We start from the raw sequence: 15,257 nt of genomic DNA, 5'->3' as shown, positions 1-15,257 counted from the left end.
GTGCTCAGACGCTTACCACCGGGTGTTCCAATCCGCGCAGCCGTGGTGCACGTGATCTCGCTGACAGGCAGCGCTGTCGTAGTGCGGGAGATGACAGATGGCCACCGGGCGGCGTGTGCTCCCACCGCTACACCGCCCAGCAGGGTTACGCCGCCGAGCAGGGTTACGCCGCCGAGCACCAGACCTCCGCGGCGCATCTGGCGCGAAATGCTGCCTACCTCCTCGACGCCAGCGACCAACCTGTACCCTGGCGTCTGCAACTCTGGCTTCAGTGCATGTTCGCCCTGCTCGAGCGCGACACACGCGCAGGCTTTTCGACCGGCCAAGTAGCCGCGTCAGTGCATTAAGCGCGTCGACCTCTCGATAGGCCTGGAAGTTGGCTCCAGGCTTCAGCAAGAGCGCATCTCGTTTGCGGCAGTCCATAGCTATCAGGACTTGGAACAGGCCATCGAAGATAACGGTCGAACATCAAGTCCATTGCCCAACCTCGTTGAGACCAGCAATAGCGGGTCAGCCCGGGGGTAACGCCAAGCCCGTATATGCTCGGGCAACTTGAACCGGATCGGCAGCCCTTCGTCGTGGTCGAAACGGCAAGTCGCGCTTGTGGTTCAGGGCGCACCTAATGGGTCTACCAAACTATATATGGCGCCTTGACACTATTTCTACTTTAAATGACTTAATATCAGGGTGTCAAAATGCACCGTTACAGATGTGCGATCATCCCTTTCAAAATTTTCGTAAAGTCGGGTCTATTCGGGGTGATTCCATATCGCCGAAGCCGTGCGGTACTGCCGTAAAATTCTGGCATCTCACCACCTCGTACCCGAAGGGGGTCTGTGACGATGTTGACAACTTGAGGTGCGATCTCGGTCAACTGGGTCACAATATCCTTCAGTTCGAAGGCCTCACCGGCGCATATATTGATCACTTGTCCAAAGGCGTCAGGAACCATGCAGAGAGCGCAGATCAATCGCGCAGCTTCGTCAACACAAATAAAGTCACGTCGAACGGCTAAATTTCCGACGCGCAGCTCTGTTTCACCTCTACGAATCCGATCGGTAAAGTCACCCAGCGCAAGGTAAGACGGCATGCCGAGCCCGACAGGATTGAACAAGCGAGCACATAGAACCGGGCGGTGCTTCTGAGACAGTCCCAGCGCCGTTTGCGCGAATTTACTAACGCCATATGTAGTCAGCGGTACGCAGATATGCTCTTCTAAGACTGGCAAATCCCGTGCAGACACATAACCGTACTCAGCAGCTGACCCAATGAGAACCACTGCCGTTCCGAGATCGAGCTGATCAAGAACCAAAAACAGATCAGTTGCGCATAGAAGATTTGCTTCGAATAAGTTTCGAGGCGACATCGGGCCTGCTGTGCCGACGCCATGGATAATTAAATCCGGCTTGACATCAGTGAGCGCAGTCCTGAAATTTTCTTCTCGTAGTGAATGGACGACGAGGTCGCCCGCTTCAGGGTCGTGGCGGACGATTCCCGTCGTCCGCCATCCATCCTCTTTGAGCGCGGAAACAAGTCGCCGCCCAAGGAATCCATTCGCCCCAGTCACAAAGGCAGTTTTCAAGATAAAGATTCCAGAAAAACGCTCGAATCTTTCTCGAACATTTCCTGAGCGAGAGCGAAATCGGCAGGTCTACCTATGTCGAGCCAGAAACAATCGTCGCGGTGGCAATAGACATGTTGATTATCTGCCACGAGAGCCCGCACTAGATCCGGCATATCTAAGTGCTCGCCTGGCCGAATATACGACCGAACAGCATCCGTGTTAAGAACATAGATCCCCATACTGATTAGTTGCTCGAACGTAGGTTTCTCACGGTAAGCCACCATGCGCATTTCTTCGTCGGTCTCCAGAACACCAAACTCGCTCTTCATCTCCCGCAAGTATGTACCGATAGTTGCAGCAGCCTTGCGCTGTAAGTGCTCTTCAATCATGCGCCGAATATCTAAGGTGGTGAGCAAATCACCATTCGTTAGCAAGAAGGTCTCGCCGAGCCGATCCAGGGCAAGGCCGATCGGCCCCGCCGTTCCAAGCGGCTTATCCTCCACACTGTAGGTAATCGGTATTCCGACTCGGCTTCCGTCTCCGAAAAACGCCTCGATCAGATGTCGGAGGTGATTGACCGCAAGAACGACTTCGGTGACCCCAGCTGCCTTGAGGCGACGTAGTAGAAGCTCCAAAATCGGCATGTCACCGAGCGGCATCAAAGGCTTCGGGAAAACTGCGGAGTAGGGGTGCAGTCGTGAACCCTTACCGCCGGCCATAACGATCGCTTTCATGGCAGCCTCATACCGCAAATACGTTGGGACGGTACAATTCACGGTGATGGTCGACGAATTCAATGGTTTTTCGCAACCCGTCATCCAAATCTGTTTTTGGCTCCCAACCCATCAAGCTTTTAGCCTTTGCGTTATTAGATACCAATCTCATGACTTCACTGCGCGCCGGTCTATCACGACGGGAGTCGTGTACAATCGGCTTTTTTGCATCCATCAGTGCCAAAATTCGATCGGCGAAGTCGCCAATGCTGAACGTTGAGCCAGTACCGAGATTGATAGTTTCTCCTTCAATGCCGGGTGCAATGGCAGCGCGAAGAAATCCGTCGACTGTGTCATCAACAAAGGTCATGTCGCGAAGGGGCGTGAGCGAACCGAGATGTATTTCATCGCGCTCAAGGGCTTGGCAAATTATTGTTGGGATAAAAGCCCGTGCAGATTGTCGTGGTCCGAAAGTGTTGAAAGGCCTGAGCGTGACTACAGGAGTATCGAAAGAGCGATGATAGCTTTCCGCAATTTTGTCAGCAGCTAGCTTACTCGCCGAATATGGCGACTGACCTTGCAGCGGGTGATCCTCATCTATCGGAATTCGAAGCGCTGTGCCGTAAACTTCCGAAGTACTAGTATGGACAACTCGTGAAACGCGCAATCGCCTAGCCGCCTCTAGCACATTAAGGGTTCCCTCGATATTAGTCCTAAGGTAGCTTCTTGGAGCTATATATGAATAGGGAATCGCGATCAGCGCGGCGAGATGAAGTACAATATCATTCCCTTCAACAGCGCGAAAAACAAAATCGCTGTCTTCGATATTGCCTGCAATTATTTTAAGCTTAGCCTTGCAATCGGGAGGGAGAAACTCCAGGTTGCCAATGTTGGACGATGAATTATAATGCGTCATACATGTCACGTTGGCGCCAAGGCTCAAGAGCGCTTGCGAAACATGGCTGCCGATGAATCCCGCAGCACCGGTAACTAGGATCTTTTTTGATTTAAATGTATTTTCCATGATTTCGATAGCCTCACCGGAGCTAGGGATCGCGGGCGCTGTTCAACGCGGCGAGCGATAGCCCTTCTTGGTCGACCTGTCGATCTTAAGGCATGGGAGCGCATATAGAGATTGTTTTCTTAATCAGGCTTGCTTGACGGTCGCGCTTATGCGCGAGCCAGTCGCAGACGCCGGCGTACTTATGTCGTGGATCTTTCAGCAGCTCTCGTTGTCGGATTGATCCACCGCAGGAGCAGCTCCTGAACCAGCGGCCGCCGAACGATCACGCGTCATTTGTGCTAGCGGCATAAGTAGCCCCCGTGAAAAGTTCCTCTCCACAGCCGTGTGGGTGGCCCCGGGCGCCTGACGACCTGGGGATAGCCCGGCTTCGCTCACCCCGCCCCTGGATTGTCGTGGTAGGTCTCTTCGTCTGAAAAAATCCTACGCTCCCGGTTCGGCCTCCTCCGGGGTCCCTTTGGAAGCCCCAATTGGATCCCGTTGCGGCCCTTAGGAAATCAGTCGGCCGGACTGCCTCGCCCCCGTGACCATCATGCTTAAACCGGAATCACTTTGCGTTAGGTGCGCGAGGTGGAGACGTTCGCCCCGGAGATCCGGAACGGTGGCAGGCGACGCCAGGTCCTCTGCGACGTCGCCGCCGAACCAATCGCCCTCAGCTGCAATCGCTCGCGATGAAACTGTCCTAGCTCGATCACATCGCAACGCTGGGCATCTTCCGCCAGAAGCGGGCACTACTCGAGCCGTCCTATTTTAAAGAGATGATACGCGTCTACCATTACGCGTTCTATGACCTGAGCCTGTTCTGCCTCGAACGTCGCGACCAAGTTGCTGCGTCCTACTCCTCGACCAACGCCATCAACGATGGCACGGCCCGAAACCAGGGAATATGTAATGGCAAAGACGGCAGGGGAAACGCTCGCCACGACTCTGGGCCGGACAAACCTGAACCTGCGTATTGTGATCGAGCGTCCTCCCCGGTTATAGTCACATAAGAGCGACACGATCTCTCCCGTACCAGCTGCCTGCCCAGTACATCAATGCTGCCGATCATCGGGCGCCTTTCGTCGCCAGCCTGAGGCGGGCCAGAAAGCGGATCCGGTGAACCTTAATAAATACCACCTGATGACCGGTGGTCTAGAACTCGGCGCTCAACGCGACGTCGCTCCTCCGGCGGCGGAGCTAGAGAGCGCATCGCTACCGCTCTGGACACCAGCGGTACCCAGCGGATTCCCGCGCGTGTCGGAACTCAAGTTCAAGTCCCTCTGGACCAGACCGGGGGGAGCGGGATCGAAGGGCTCGACCGGGTTGAAGACCTGCTGTCCGCCCGCGAGAGGCTTCACAACGGTCTCGGGGCGGACAGAATCCGTGCAAAGCCCGGTACAGATCGGTTCGACTAGATCGGTTTGCTGGCAGATAGGCCGCATCACGCCCCTGACGCACGCGCACCGGCAGGCTGCCCACACCGGCGTGGGCAGGAGCAGAAGAGAGCAGAGCAAGAGGATCGACCGCATGGCACATGGCCCTTGATGACGCCGCTCCGACCGGGCGACGGATATCATAGTAGCAGGCCGGCGCAGCGGTCGCGAGACGCGGCCGCGACCCCGGGGAACCTCGCATGCGCCTTCGAGGCGCTGCCGCCCCCTCCAAGCTGTGGAAGCTTCAGTTGGGGGAGGGCGCCTCAGGTCACTCTCCATCCATTGCGCTCACTCGGCTGCAGCCGTCTCGTGATGGGGATCCTCATGGTCGGATGCCCTTTCATTCTGGTCGGACTCGGTATCGGTATCGTCGGTCTCATCCTCGGATCCCTCGGCGGCGGTGAAGAAGTCGCCCTTCCGCACCGCTTCGCCTCCCGTCACCATCATGCTGAGATAGGTGTTGAGGGTGTTCGGGGCGACGTCGGGCAAGCGCTCCGCGATCTCCGCATGGGTCAATCCTTGTGGCCCGGCGCTGCCAAGGAGAGCTTTTAGGCGTCCCTTGGCCGAGTTCGATCTTGGACCGCGAGCTCCGCGTCGCCCACTGCGACCAGACGCAGCTTGATCCTCGGCCGACGGTCGCGGATTGTCAGATGAACGAAGGACGGCCATGTCCTTCAGTGGGACGCCCTCGACAATCGCCGTCAGAGCAGCTTCCGCTGCGCGCAATTTGGTCAGTTCCGCAGAGATCCGGTCATAATCGCTTTGAAGCGCAGCCCTCCGCGCTCGCACATCAACCAGCGCCTTCGTTAGGGTGTTGTCCTCAGCCATTGGCGGGCCTCACTGCATACATTCGTTCGTAAGCGGTCATAGGTCATAGGACCCTTGAAGCGTCAACAACGAGCTGGAATGTCGTTGTGGAGTCTAGATAGGTCTTCGAGGAGCTTCTGCGATGTGGGCAGCACATTGCCTGGCATAAAGATATCTTAAACGTTCCCGCCAAACGCGGCTGGCATTGAGGGGGGTGTAGACCGCTCCCAAAAGTATGGTTCCAACCCGCCTACGTCAACGCCACCGCGACTCAGCCAAACCGGACTTATTCCGTGATCGTGGTTCGTATCAACCTTATTAATGCCAACGTTTCGGTGCCTGGAAATGCAGGAGTCTGGATATGCGGAGCTCTTTACGTCCTTAAACATCATCGACAAAGGATTAAATTATTTCATAGACATCGCCCCCCCGGGATCAACACATTCAAGCTTTGACAACCCATGCCAACGGCGATAATAATTTTATTCGCACAGGAAGTGGCTGCGTCTTTGATAAAGGCATGCACATCGTCATCAAATCGAATTGAAATTTCGATATCGGCGAGGACGTCCGCTTGGCGATGGCTAATATCTATATCGGACCGGGCTCGATGCTTCGCATTGGTGACAGGACCGGCGTCACCGGGCTCGTCCATCTCAAGCCGGTCGAGGCGAAGGCAATCGAGATCGGGACGGATTGCTCGATCGCATCCGGCGTCTAGATGACGACAAGCGATTTCCACTCGATCATCAGTCGGAGTGGCGGCGTGCGGCTGAACCCGGCCAAGCCCGTCCGCGAGGGAACCATGTTTGGATCGCCAACCAGGCAACGCTCCTCAAGGGCTCGACCATAGGCGACAACGCGATCATCGGGGCGCACGCGGTCGTCACTGGGGTCCTGCCGCCCCATTGCATGGCCGCCGGCAACCCCGCTCGCATCGTGCGCGAGGATGTCATCTGGCGGTCGGACCTGATCTGACCGTCGGCGTCGCGACAACGGGGCGGGGGACCGCACGCCAGGACCTCATATTTACCGGGAGTGCCTGTTCCGGTAGGGCGAGGGCCGCCGGCGAGCCGCTTGCCCGGCGTGACGCTCAGCCCTCGACGCAGCCCCAACGAAGACATGCTCATCCGAGCCCCAGGCCCCGACACAGCCCCAAGTGAAGCCTGCATGCCGGAGCGCGCGCACCGGGCTGGCTACGTGCGAGCCAGGCGTTGAAGACCCTCTACGGCCTCTATTACAGCTGGGTGGGTTCCGCCTTCGTACGCTTGAGCCGCAACCCGCTGATCCAGCTGGCGGCAAACGGTAGCCTTCCTCCGGCGAGCGATATCGCGTCGGCGGCGGAGCAGATCGCGGCGCTTGAGCCGTATGTCGATGCCGGCTTCTACGCGAGCTGGTACGGCATTACCCGCGATCACGTGCGCGACTACCTCACAGTCGGCTGGCGCGAGGGCCGGGATCCGAGGCCCGACTTCGCCACCGCAGACTATCTCGTAGCGCGGCCCTATCTGGCTAGGGCCGGCATCAACCCGTTTCTGCACTGGGTAACGGCGCAGCGCGCCAAGGGCGGCGCTCTGCCCAAGCCCGACCCGAGGCAGACCGAGCGCCTTGCCCGCCGCCTGGTGGACGGCGCATTCTACCTCGCCAACAACCCCGACCTGCAGGAAGCCGGCGTCGATCCGGCCGGCCATTACATGACCTCCGGCTGGCGCGAGGGCCGCGAGCCGTCGCCGCACTTCGACACCCTGGCCTATTGCTTGACCCGTCACATCTCCTACACGTCACAGAACCCGCTGGTGCATTACGTCCTGCACGGCGGACCGGCCCGGCCTAGTCCGGAAGACGCGCTCGTCCTCCAGGCCGAGACGCTGGCGCCGTATTTCGACGCAGCCTATTACCGCGATGGCCTCGACGAGCGAGAAGCCCAGGACCTCTTCAAGGCCTCCGACGCGGAGCTGTTGCGGGCCTACGTTGCTGGCGGCTGGCGGAGGATGCGCAGCCCGCGCCAGGATTTCGACCCGGCCGGCTTCGTGCAGGCGCGCGCCGGCAGCCGGGCGGTGATCGGCGGCCCATTCTTCCGATATGTCGCCGAGGCGCTCCTTTCCGGCGCCACGCCGTTCTCGGGCGAGGACCAGCCAAAGTTTCCTGCCGTGGACGAGGCCTGGTACCGGGCGACCTACCCCGATGCGCAGAGCTTGCCCCCCTACGTGCATTTTTCCACGGCCGGCTTCCGGGAGCTGCGCGATCCGGGCCCGGGCCGCTCGACGCTCGACGCGCTGCTGCGGGTCTGCGGCCTGCGCCCGGTGCGTCCCACGATCGGGGATACGGGCTGGCTGGGCGAGATCGGGCGCTCACCCGTCGACCGGGCGGCGTCCCTGGATCTGCAGGCCGAGCTAGCGGCTTTGCATTTCGACCACACCTTCTACCGGCAGCGCTACGGACTGGCGGAGGATGTCGACGCCGTCCGCGACTATTGCGACGCCGGCTGGCGCAGGGGCCGCAACCCGCGCGCGGATTTCAACGGCTGGGCCTACCGCGCCCACCATCCCTATGTGGAGGCGACGGGAATCGCCCCCTTCGTCCACCACCTCGCTACCGCGCTGCTGCGTGGCACCGATCTCTCGCGTGACGCCTTCGATCCGGCCTACTGCACCCCGCCCGCGGCAGAGGATGCGGACCTGCTGGACCAGGCCCGGCTGATCGAGCCGTATTTTGACGCGGCCTGGTACCTCAAGCGCTATCCCGACACGCGCGGCTTCGAGAACGGCCCGGCCATTCACTTCCTGTCCCATGGCCAGGAGGAAGATCGCGATCCGAGCAAGACCTTCTCGACCCGATTCTACCGTCGAGCCTACGGGCACCTGTTCGCACCAAGCGAATCACCGTTCCTGCACTACGTCCGCACCGGCCGTGCCGCCGGGCTGATGGGCTGCCCCGAGGATCTCGGCAGCTGGCCGCCCATGGAGGCCCCCAAGCCCCGGGACTGGGACAGCCTGCCCCGCGCCCTGACCCTCGCCCAGGCCCGGGTCGTCGTGATCATGCCGGTCTACAAGGGCCGCGGCGAGACCCTGCGCGCCATCCATGCGTGTCTGTCCGCCCCGCAGAAAACCCCGTTCACCCTGCTCGCCGTCAACGACCGGTCCCCCGACCCACAGCTAACCGCCGAGCTGGCCGAGCTGGCCGGTCGCGGCCTGTTCCACCTGGTCGAGAACCAAAACAACCTCGGCTTCGTCCGCTCGGTCAACCGCGGCCTGTCCCTGCGCCAGGGCCGTGCCGTGGTCCTGCTCAACTCCGACGCCCAGGTGTTCGGCGACTGGCTCGACCGGTTCGTCGCCCACGCCGAGACCGCCGGGGCCGAGGGCCGCCCGCCGGTCGGCAGCGTCACGCCGCTGTCGAACAACGCCACGATCTGCAGCTACCCGCGCTTCAACGCCAACAACACCATGGCGCTGGAGATCCCCCGGCCCGAACTCGACCAGGCCGCCCGCACGCTCAACCGCGGCCGCTCGGTGGAGGTGCCCACCGGCGTCGGCTTCTGCATGTACATGACCGCCGCAGCGCTGGACGCGGTCGGGGTCCTCGACGAAATCGCCTTCGGCAAGGGCTACGGCGAGGAGAACGACTGGTGCATGCGCGCCCGCAAGGCCGGGTTCTCCAACCTGCTGGCCGAGGACGTGTACGTCTACCATGCCGGGCAGATCTCGTTCGGGCTCGACCCGGGGGGCGAGTACGACCAGGGCCAGGCCGCGCTCCTGGCCAAGCACCCGGACTACCCGGCTGTGGTCGGCCAGTTCGTCCAGGCCGATCCGGGCCGGCGCGGCCGGGCGCGGCTCGACCTGTACCGGCTCGCTCGGCACTTCCGCGGCCGGGCCGTGCTGTTCGTGACCCACAGCTGGGGCGGGGGCATCCAGCGGCACATCGACGACATGATCGCCCGACTGAAAGCCGAGGGCACCGCCGTGGTGCTTCTCTCGATCGACCGGGCCCGGAACATCCAGGTCAACGTCTCGTACCGCAGCCGCGAGTTCGTGTACCTGCCGAGCCTCGACAGCCTGTACCTGCCCCGCGATGCCGAGGCGGTGGCGTCCTTCGTGGAACAGCTGGCGCCGCTCCTGATCCACGTGCACTCGCTGGCGGGCCTGCGCTGGAATGCGGCCCGCGCCTTGATGGACCTCGTGTCCGGCTCGGGCCGGCCCTATGCCTGGACGCTGCACGACTTCTCGCCGGTCTGCCACCGCAACCACCTGGTGATGCCGGACGGCCGCTATTGCGGCCTGGCGCCGGTGCCGGTGTGCCGGGACTGCCTGGCCTCGGACGCGGACGGCTACGAGGAGCCGGATCCGGAAGAGCGGCGGGCCGTGTTCGGGCGGTTCCTGGCCGGGGCGGCGCGGGTGTTCGCGCCATCGGCCGACACGGCGGGGCGGATCGGGGCGGTGTATCCGGATCTGGCGATCGCGGTGCGGCCGCATGTCGAGCACGACCGGAGCGTGCGCTCGACGGCCCTGCGGCGCCCGGGCCGGGTGCGCCGGGTCGCGGTGCTGGGCGCGATCAGCATGCCCGAAGGCGGGCTACTGCTTCAGATCTTGGCTGCCGACGCCCGGAAACGCGATCTGCCGCTGCGGTTTGCGATCGTGGGCTTCTCCGATCCGGCGCTCGCCGGCGGCTTGGAGCGGGCCGGCGTTACCGAGACGGGATCTTACTCCTCCGACGACAAGACGCTTGATCGAGTCGCTCGGGCGGCCCTGCAGATCGCCGAGACCGGCCAAAACTGGGAGGACGAAGAAATTCTCGACCTCTTGCCGAAGGTGTCCGCCGACTTGATCCTGCTGCCGGCGATCTGGCCCGAGACCTACTCCTACGCCCTGACCTTGGGACTGCGGACCGGCCTACCGGTGGTCGCCTTCGATCTCGGCGCCCAAAGCGATCGGCTGCGCGCCTATCCGAACGGCCACGTCCTGTCCTACGCTCTCGTGACCGACCCAGCGACACTGAACGACCAACTGATGGCGATCGACATCTCGGTTAGCGGGCCGCTCTCCGTTACGACTCAGGTGGCCGAATACGTAGACCTGATGCGCGACTACTACGTCCTCGACATCTCAAGGCCGCCCCCCCCGGCACATCCAGTCAACGCACTTTAGCCCAGTTTCTCGTCGAAGCAGGCGGAGAAACGCAGAGGCCAACCCGATGTCCGCCCTCCCCACGGCTCAGACGCAGAAGAGTCCGGTCGAATCGTACCTGCACGTCCTACACGCCTTGATTCTGCGCGATATGCGCACGCGCTTCGGAGCGTCGATATGGGGCTACGCCGTGGTGGTTCTGTGGCCCTGCGTCCACGTTTTCGTGTTGATCGCGATCTATACGTTCCAAAAACTGGCTGCGCCACTTGGTGATAGCAGGCCGCTATTCTTTGCCACGGGCGCTGTCCCAGTACTTGTATTTCAATATATATCACGTGAAGTTATGAAATCTGTCATCATGAATAGACCATTAACATATTATCCTCAAGTAAAATTGTTCGACTTAGTTTTTTCCCGTATACTTGTCGAAATTGTTACTGGATTTCTTGCTTTGCTCGTCGTCACTTCGGTTTTAGTTGCGTTGGGTACCAACCCTATCCCTGCAAACCCGATCGCTGCTGTTTCCGGCTACGTTGCTGCGATTATCTTAGGTATTGGAGTTGGGACAATTAATGTCGCGATCATAGGATTTTTCCCTGGATGGATGATTGGCTATGCGCTTTTTAGTATCATTATGTATATATCAAGTGGCGTGATGTTTCTGCCAAGCTTCATGCCCGATAAGATATATTATTGGATGAAGTTTAATCCGGCCTTGCAATGCGCGGAATGGGTACGCTCAGCCTACTATCCGTACGCCGGCATTCAGGTGGATTATTTATACGTGATTATGTTTGGCCTAACTGCCGCTAGCATCGGCCTTCTGCTCGTCAAGCAGGTGGTAAGCAAGCTCAATGCCTGAGTAGCATCGGAATGGAGCGGCTCGGAGCGCAAACTGCTTCAAATCGAGAGTCCGACCGCGCGTTCGGAGCCGATCCATGCAGGTCCCTCCGAAACGCCTCGAGCCTCCATCGAGTCACGCAGAGCATCAACCATGTCAGAGCACTACGCTATAGTTATCACAAGCATCAATCCTCCGACGCGAGCGGTCACGGAAATTGCCCGCGATGCCAGACGACTCAACGCTCAATTTATTATCGTTGGTGACCACAAAAGCCCGCCCCATTTCTCTCAAACCGGCGCGACCTACCTCGACCTTGAGGCGCAAGTCCGGACGGGCTTTCGATACGCCTCTGACGCACCGACCCAGCATTATGCTCGCAAGAACATCGGCTATCTCTATGCTATAGCGGCGGGCGCCACAGTGTTAATTGAAACCGATGACGACAATATACCGCGACCTGATTTTTGGCTACCAAGAACCGCTACTGTATCTGCCCGTGTCGTTGAGGCACCGACCTGGGTAAACGTTTATCGTTATTTTCACGCCGGTCTCATCTGGCCGCGGGGCCTCCCACTTGACCAAGTCAACGCGCCTTTGCCCGACGCCAGCATCGCGAATGCCATCTATTGTCCGATTCAGCAGGGATTGGCCGACGAGAACCCCGACGTGGATGCGATCTACCGATTGCTCCTGCCCATCCCTTTCAGCTTCGAACAAGCCGAGCCGGTTGCTCTACGAAGCGCATGGTGCCCGTTCAACAGTCAAAACACCACGTGGTGGCCGGAGGCGTTTCCTCTTCTCTATCTGCCCTATCATTGCTCGTTTCGAATGACAGACATCTGGCGCAGCTTCGTCGCGCAGCGCATCGCTTATGCCAATGGTTGGGGCGTGCTTTTCCACGCGGCGAGCGTGTTCCAGGAACGCAACGCCCACGACCTGATGCGCGATTTTGCCGAGGAGGTGCCGGGCTATCTCCACAACACAGCGATCCGCGAGGCTCTCGAAGGCATCATCCTTACGCCGGGCACCGCTCATATCGCCGACGGGATGCGCTCTTGCTACGAGCGTTTAGTCGCTCTCGATCTCGTAGGGCGGGCGGAGCTGCCTCTGCTCGAAGCTTGGCTCGAGGATCTCCGTTCCTGTTCCGCAAGGTCGCCTGTCGACAAACCGGTCGGCAGAGACTGAGACCTACCACGGACGGGATTAGGAGGAGGACGCCTTGGACGCGGGAGTGGAGGCTTTATCGCAGCCGAGCGACTTTTTCTGGCACGTTCCCCTGGAACGCATGTCATGCGCCCTAGGCACCGCCCATGCGCCCGCCTCTGATACACTCAATTTCCCGGGCGGTGGGACGGGCTTCGCGCTGTACGGCCCTTACCTGCCGGTCCAGCCCGGCCTCTACGAGGTCGAGGTCGACATTGCGCTGACCGGTCAGAAGAACCCCAAACTCTACCTTGACCTCTGGATCGAGGGGCACGTCCTAGCCAAGCGCGCCGTATTGCTCGATCGCGCCCGGATCGTCCTGCGGGGTTGGGTGCACACCGAGAGCCGCCTCGAAGTCCGCGCGCATACCGCGAACACAGCCTTCGTCGTTCACCGGATCACGGTGACGCGCCTCGATCCGGGCACCGTCATCCCACGCGCGCCCTCTGAGGCGGGGCGAGGCCTGCGTCGGCGGCAGTTGCGCACCGCGATGGGTGTCGACAACGCGCAGTCGCGGGAACAAGCGCCACCAGTCGCGGACCTCCTCGACGCGACCTTCTCCGATCCCGGCTTCCTGCTCCTCGACGACAGCGAAATACCCGCTCACGAGACCGTTTTAGAGCGCTGTGGGATCCAACCCCTAGCGGTTCAGCTCCTGTTCGCCCGCAACAACACTCGCCTCCTGCAGGAGCTCGAAGACGCGCAGGCACTGATGAACGGCTATCCCGACGTCGCCAACGCGTTTCAACTCGACAGCCTGAGCGACGGCGCGTTTTCGATTCCTTCCCTGTTCGGGCCAGGCACGATGGTGAGCCGTACGAGCTTCCCCGTCCTGTCGCCGATCCAAAGTATCGTGAACCTGTTCTACGAATTCACCGAACCGCACCATGTGATCGTGGGGGTGAGCACGTCGTGGATCGGCGCCCTCTCGTTCGTCTGGTTCGTCGACAAAGATGTGCTGGTCTACGACGCCCGCCTGCACTGGCTAGCCGATTACGAGGCGACCTTGCCGGTGCTTCGTGCCTTCGTAGAGGTGTGCGCGCGCCATCGAATCGCGGCACAGGCCTATCGGACAACGGCGAAGACGCCCGCCTGCATCGCCGGCTTCATCTCGAACATGGGGCATTATTTCTGGAACGAGGTCTCCGGGATCGAGCGCATGCTGCGGGCGGGTCATCGGCCTGCCATCCTGCTCGCCGCCCCGCGCTGGTTGCCCATGCGCGATATCTTCGCCGGGGACGACCTTGCGGTGGTGGCCGAGGTTGAGTTGGACCGGGACGGACTGTTTCTGACCGCCCTCTCGCGGAACCTGTTCCTCGTCCGGCCGACCGGCAACGCGATCGACGGCGCGCTGGCCGGGAAAATCGAGGGCGCCGCGAGGCGCATGCTCGATCGCGAGCATCTGGGTCGAATCGCGCAGATCGAGGCCGCAGCTCACGGCGCCTTCGTGCTGTTCTTCAATTTGCGGGCCCACAACAAGTCGTGGATCGAGCAGGTCGACGGGGCGGCAGAAATCGTCGCGCGGCTGCAGCCGCTCACCGGGTCACGAAGGATCGTGCTCGTGCTCGACGGCTACACGGATTGCGCGGAAATCGCGGCGACGATCCGCGAGCGCCTTGCGTCAACGTGTGAGGTGATCGACGGCACGCGTGCGCCTTTCGCCGAGACGCTGGTCTGGGCGTATCGTTGCGATCTGTTCGTCGCAGTAATCGGAAGTGGACTCGTTCCGCTCACCTGGTTGGCCGCGAAGCCGGGCGTCTGCCACGGAGATCACCGTCACCTCGACCAGATGTCATTCTGGCCGCTAATCCGGCTCGGTTACGATCGGCTCTCCTGGCCTCGCCACGAGGATGTTGCGATGGTCGAGGACGCTTGGTACGCGAACTACAGTATGTCGCCATCCCTTATTGCCGACCTAGCGGTTGCCCAGCTTCACGCAAGCGAGGACAACACCGCCGGGTCGGGAACGCACTTGATCCGGGTGTGAAGCTCTTGACCCATTCGCGTGGCGACTGAAGCCTTGCCGTTGACGCGTATTTTCTTTATTCTGTGAATCGCGCGGCGTGAAAGCTTAGACGAAGCCCGGTTGAATGACCGTGTCTGGGCCGAGCGGCGGCCCTCATACTTGTTTGGGCTTGTCCCAACGGACCGGCCGCCTCGACACCAGCAAGTCAGCTATCGCTAAGCTGAAAGACAAACCGTGATTGTGACCACCAGCAGCCCGGCATCGCTCGGTCAAGCTGCTGGGTAGTAGCCCATCATCGGCGAAGTGCATCACCGCGACTTCCGCTCCCGGAAACGGATCCCGGCCCCGCCGCCGTTCTCGGAGATGAACTCCAGGCCAGCCGCTTCGAAGACGTGCCGTAGCAATTCAAGCGTGGAGCGCTTGCCATCACCGTTCTCAGCCCGGTTGAGGGTGTTGCGGTGCAGACCGGTCTTTTCGGCGATCATAGGGTTGGACCAGCCAAGGGCGGCCTTTGCCATCCGGATTTGCTCAACGGTAAGCAGAGCATTCGATTGATTGTTGGCGTCCATGTGCTGTCGGCATCATTATTGTGTTGACAGCACAT

At 60.7% G+C, this 15,257-nt stretch carries 10 protein-coding genes and 1 pseudogene; 6 read left to right on the top strand and 5 right to left on the bottom strand.

Annotated elements, in window-relative coordinates:
* Positions 1 to 347, top strand: a pseudogene (locus tag MKK65_RS18565) (hypothetical protein); the annotation flags it as partial.
* Positions 348 to 703: 356 nt separating this feature from the next.
* On the opposite strand, the gene MKK65_RS18560 reads toward MKK65_RS18565, so the two are convergent.
* The 4 genes from MKK65_RS18560 to MKK65_RS18545 all read right to left on the bottom strand — a co-directional run bounded on the left by MKK65_RS18560 (position 704) and on the right by MKK65_RS18545 (position 5,541).
* Positions 704 to 1,582 (bottom strand): NAD-dependent epimerase/dehydratase family protein, encoded by an 879-nt coding sequence (locus MKK65_RS18560; protein WP_243959589.1) that lies wholly within the window; start codon positions 1,580 to 1,582, stop codon positions 704 to 706.
* Positions 1,579 to 2,298, bottom strand: coding sequence for an NDP-sugar synthase (locus tag MKK65_RS18555; RefSeq protein ID WP_243959586.1), 720 nt, complete (start codon positions 2,296 to 2,298; stop codon positions 1,579 to 1,581). Before MKK65_RS18555 ends, MKK65_RS18560 begins: the two co-directional genes overlap by 4 nt.
* 7 nt (positions 2,299 to 2,305) lie before the next feature.
* Positions 2,306 to 3,301, bottom strand: coding sequence for a GDP-mannose 4,6-dehydratase (locus MKK65_RS18550; protein WP_243959584.1), 996 nt, complete (start codon positions 3,299 to 3,301; stop codon positions 2,306 to 2,308).
* A gap of 1,700 nt (positions 3,302 to 5,001) precedes the next feature.
* On the bottom strand, positions 5,002 to 5,541 hold the full coding sequence (locus tag MKK65_RS18545) for a hypothetical protein (RefSeq protein WP_243959583.1): 540 nt from the start codon (positions 5,539 to 5,541) through the stop codon (positions 5,002 to 5,004).
* Positions 5,542 to 6,216: 675 nt separating this feature from the next.
* Between MKK65_RS18545 and MKK65_RS18540 the strand changes: the two genes are divergently transcribed.
* The 5 genes from MKK65_RS18540 (at position 6,217) to MKK65_RS18520 (ending at position 14,674) form a co-directional block, all read left to right on the top strand.
* Positions 6,217 to 6,498, top strand: coding sequence for an acyltransferase (locus MKK65_RS18540; protein WP_243959581.1), 282 nt, complete (start codon positions 6,217 to 6,219; stop codon positions 6,496 to 6,498).
* A gap of 236 nt (positions 6,499 to 6,734) precedes the next feature.
* Positions 6,735 to 10,661, top strand: coding sequence for a glycosyltransferase (locus MKK65_RS18535; RefSeq protein ID WP_243959579.1), 3,927 nt, complete (start codon positions 6,735 to 6,737; stop codon positions 10,659 to 10,661).
* A gap of 46 nt (positions 10,662 to 10,707) precedes the next feature.
* A complete protein-coding gene (locus MKK65_RS18530; RefSeq protein ID WP_243959577.1) occupies positions 10,708 to 11,502 on the top strand; it encodes an ABC transporter permease in 795 nt (264 codons plus the stop codon).
* Positions 11,503 to 11,634: 132 nt separating this feature from the next.
* Positions 11,635 to 12,669 carry an STELLO glycosyltransferase family protein gene (locus tag MKK65_RS18525; RefSeq protein WP_243959575.1) on the top strand — a complete coding sequence of 345 codons (1,035 nt, stop codon included), beginning with the start codon at positions 11,635 to 11,637 and terminating at the stop codon, positions 12,667 to 12,669.
* A gap of 34 nt (positions 12,670 to 12,703) precedes the next feature.
* The gene (locus tag MKK65_RS18520) at positions 12,704 to 14,674 is read left to right on the top strand and encodes a hypothetical protein (protein WP_243959573.1); all 1,971 of its coding nucleotides are present in this window, start codon (positions 12,704 to 12,706) and stop codon (positions 14,672 to 14,674) included.
* 287 nt (positions 14,675 to 14,961) lie between these two features.
* Here the strand turns inward: MKK65_RS18520 and MKK65_RS18515 are convergent, their stop codons facing one another.
* Complete coding sequence (locus MKK65_RS18515; protein ID WP_243959572.1) at positions 14,962 to 15,222, bottom strand: helix-turn-helix domain-containing protein; 261 nt, start codon at positions 15,220 to 15,222, stop codon at positions 14,962 to 14,964.
* Positions 15,223 to 15,257 lie beyond the last annotated feature (35 nt).

Source organism: Methylobacterium sp. J-001 (assembly GCF_022829565.1).
Lineage (GTDB): Bacteria > Pseudomonadota > Alphaproteobacteria > Rhizobiales > Beijerinckiaceae > Methylobacterium.
This window is presented reverse-complemented; position numbering and strand designations above follow the sequence as displayed.

Coding starts and splice junctions, on each gene's coding strand:
- MKK65_RS18550 (WP_243959584.1), bottom strand. CDS start 3,301: ATGGAAAATACATTTAAATCAAAAAAGATCCTAGTTACCGGTGCTGCG.
- MKK65_RS18545 (WP_243959583.1), bottom strand. CDS start 5,541: ATGGCTGAGGACAACACCCTAACGAAGGCGCTGGTTGATGTGCGAGCG.
- MKK65_RS18525 (WP_243959575.1), top strand. CDS start 11,635: ATGTCAGAGCACTACGCTATAGTTATCACAAGCATCAATCCTCCGACG.
- MKK65_RS18555 (WP_243959586.1), bottom strand. CDS start 2,298: ATGAAAGCGATCGTTATGGCCGGCGGTAAGGGTTCACGACTGCACCCC.
- MKK65_RS18530 (WP_243959577.1), top strand. CDS start 10,708: ATGTCCGCCCTCCCCACGGCTCAGACGCAGAAGAGTCCGGTCGAATCG.
- MKK65_RS18515 (WP_243959572.1), bottom strand. CDS start 15,222: ATGGACGCCAACAATCAATCGAATGCTCTGCTTACCGTTGAGCAAATC.